This is a genomic window from Mesorhizobium sp. M7A.F.Ca.CA.002.04.1.1 (assembly GCF_004022805.1).
GTDB lineage: Bacteria > Pseudomonadota > Alphaproteobacteria > Rhizobiales > Rhizobiaceae > Mesorhizobium > Mesorhizobium ciceri.
The window spans coordinates 1-2829 of record NZ_RZPL01000718.1; the positions used below are offsets into that span (position 1 = coordinate 1).

The 2829-nt window shown below is 64.1% G+C and carries 2 protein-coding genes and 1 pseudogene; 1 reads left to right on the plus strand and 2 read right to left on the minus strand.

Translation table 11 applies throughout. From position 1 onward, the window contains the following. On the minus strand, positions 1-1197 hold a 1197-nt coding region (gene zapE / locus ENZ75_RS27310), incomplete at its 3' end, for a cell division protein ZapE (protein WP_027163284.1). A 166-nt stretch (positions 1198-1363) separates the two neighbouring features. After that, positions 1364-1903 (minus strand): protease inhibitor Inh/omp19 family protein, encoded by a 540-nt coding sequence (locus ENZ75_RS27315; protein ID WP_013528844.1) that lies wholly within the window; start codon positions 1901-1903, stop codon positions 1364-1366. Positions 1904-2181: 278 nt separating this feature from the next. Between ENZ75_RS27315 and ENZ75_RS27320 the strand changes: the two are divergent. Then, positions 2182-2829: pseudogene (locus ENZ75_RS27320) on the plus strand (MBL fold metallo-hydrolase); the annotation flags it as partial.

The following is a 2829-nucleotide window of genomic DNA, read 5'->3' on the forward strand; positions in this document are numbered from 1 at the left end:
GGCCTGCGCCTGCTGTGCCTCTGGCGCCGGCTTCCCTTTCTGCCGCTCCGCCCAATCCTCCAGCCAGTCGCGGCTTTGCATCTCGATCAGCCGCGATGCGGTGCGCTCGAACTCGAAGACCTCCACGCCGCGCTTGGCGGCATAAAGCGCTTGCGGCGGCGCTTCGGCGCTCACCACCAGCCGCACATGATGGTCGTAGAGCGTGTCGATCAGAAGGATGAAGCGTTTGGCCTCGTTGCGCTTGCCTTCGCCGAGCACCGGGACGTGGTCGATGAAAATGGTTGAGAAGCGTCCGGCGATCGCCAGGAAATCGCGCGCGCCAAGCGGCTTTTCGCAGAGATCGGCGAAGGAGAACCGCGCCGCATCGCCTGCCGCACGCGGCACGATCACCTGCCGCCCTTTGAGGGCAATCGATGTCTCGGCGGTCGGCGCGTTGCGCGTCATGGCTTGCCAGGCCTCGTCGAGTAGCTGGTCCGCCGCCGCATCGGCCGGCGTGACATAGACCGGTGTCCGGGCGAGCTTTTCCAGCCGGTAGTCCTTGTCGGCATCGAGCGCCAGCACCTGTGTGTGCCGCTCCAGTATGCCGATGAAGGGCAGGAAAAGCTGACGGTTCAGCCCGTCGCTGTAGAGGTTTTCCGGCGCCACATTCGAGGTGGCGACCAGCACCACACCGCTGGCAAACAGCGCCGAAAACAACCTGGACAGGATCATCGCGTCGGCGATGTCGGTGACCGAGAACTCGTCGAAGCACAGCACCCAGGCTTGCTCGGCAAGGGCCTTGGCCACCGGCGGGATCGGGTCGTCCTGCTTGACGTCGCCGTTCTTGCGCGCCTGCCGGTGCTTCTGGATACGGTCCTGCACGTCCGCCATGAAGTCGTTGAAGTGGACGCGGCGCTTGCGCCGCACCGGCAGCAACTCGAAGAACATATCCATCAGCATGGTCTTGCCGCGACCGACGCCGCCATGGATGTAAAGGCCTTTGACGGCCTCATGCGTCTCGCGCTTGCGGGCGAACAGCCAGCCCAGCGCGCTCGACTTATGCGCCAGCCGCTTGGCCGAAATCTCATCGGTCAGCAGGTCGAGCGCCGCAACGATCCGTTCCTGCGCCGGATCGCGGTCGATCGTACCGGTTTCCACCAGATGCTCGTAGCGCTGCCTGACGGTCGCATGGGTCTGGAGGCCGTCACGCAGATGCATCGGTCACGTCATTTGTTTATGCATGTCGCTGTCCCGAAATCGGGGTCACTTCTGCGCGACACGCATTCGGAGGACTAAAGCGGTCGTGTCTGAACGGATTCAGACGACCCGCTTTAGATCTTTGTTTTCCCAAAACCGCGGTCACTTTTGGGCGACATGCATTAGCCTACCTTGTAAGCGAAATCGGCTGGCCGTTGGAAGTCTGGCCGTCGAATTTCGAGCCGCCCGAGGAATAGAGCCGCGCCAGCGCACCGCCACTCTCGTCATAGAGCGTCAGCTGCTTGCCGGCGACGTTCCACGACTTGACGCCGTCCATCGGCGCCGGGCAATGCAGCGGCCCAGCGCGGAAGCCGGCGCCGAATTTGGTCTGCGGTGTCGCCACCTTGCAGCTCTGGCCCGCAACGCTGGCGTTCCAGACACCGGCGACGCTGGCGGCAGTCACGTCCGAAGCGCCGGCCGGCGCCGAACCATCCGAAGGCAGCGCGGCGACCTGCGTGTTCGCAGGAGCGGTCGGGAATTGAGACGGGTCGGTGGTGCCGGGCGATGCCGGCGGCGGCAGTTGGTTCGCCGTCACCTTGCCGGCGGGCGCGGCCTCCAGCGGTGCCGGCTGCTGGTCATCCATCGAGGAGAAACGCGAGGTCGAACAGCCGCTCGCAACGAGCGCCGCCAGCGATACGGCCACCAGACCGGTTTTCGAAAAAGTCATTCCAACCTCCGTCGGATCCGGCTGGGGGGAAGCCGTCCGCACAATCTCACCCCCACCAAGATGGAGAAGGTGGCGAAATTTCAACCCGATATGGTTAAAATACAGTTTGCAGCAAGAATTGTTGCAAATTTATCGCAATCGCGGCGGCTGACCGCTTGTCGCGCGTCGCCTGGGGATCCGGTCAAAGCAGTGCAGCGCCGACATCGACGGTTGGACGCTTGCGCGAGCCGCCTTAGCGCCTATGTCTGGAAAACGAAACACCTGCCGGAGCCGCAAAATTGGCCGCGAGAAAGACAGCCGCCAATCGCTATTATAGCGGCCCGCCCAGCGACCATTTCGACGGCGCATTGTTCTTCAATCCCGACGGCCAGCCACCCGGCCGTTTCGCCGACCTGCTGAAATGGCAGTTGAATGGCCAGCGCTCGAAATGGCCGGCGAGCGATGCAAGCCCCTTTCCGCAGGCAAAGCCGGCGACAAGGGTCGAGGGCGCCGCGCTGGAAGTGACCATGGTTGGTCATTCCACCTTGCTGGTCCAGACGGCCGGTCTGAACATCCTTACCGATCCGGTATGGTCGTTGCGCGCCTCGCCGCTTTCCTTCGCCGGACCAAAACGCATCAATGCGCCAGGCATCGCCTTGCCGACCTGCCGCCGATCGACCTCGTGCTGGTCAGCCACAACCACTATGACCATCTCGACCTCGCCACGTTGAAGCGGCTGAAGGCCGGCCACGACCCGCTGGTGCTCACTCCGCTCGGCAACGACGCCATCATCGAAGCCGCCGTGCCCGGCATGCGACTGTCGGCGCATGACTGGGGCGACAGCGTCGAGATCGGCAATGGCGCCGCCGTCCATGTCGAGCCGGTGCATCACTGGTCGGCGCGTGGCGCCCGAGACCGGCGCATGGCGCTCTGGGCCGGCTTTGTCG

What these genes read in the sequence shown, in the direction of transcription:
- ENZ75_RS27315 (WP_013528844.1), bottom strand. Translation starts at nt 1,903, where the DNA reads ATGACTTTTTCGAAAACCGGTCTGGTGGCCGTATCGCTGGCGGCGCTC.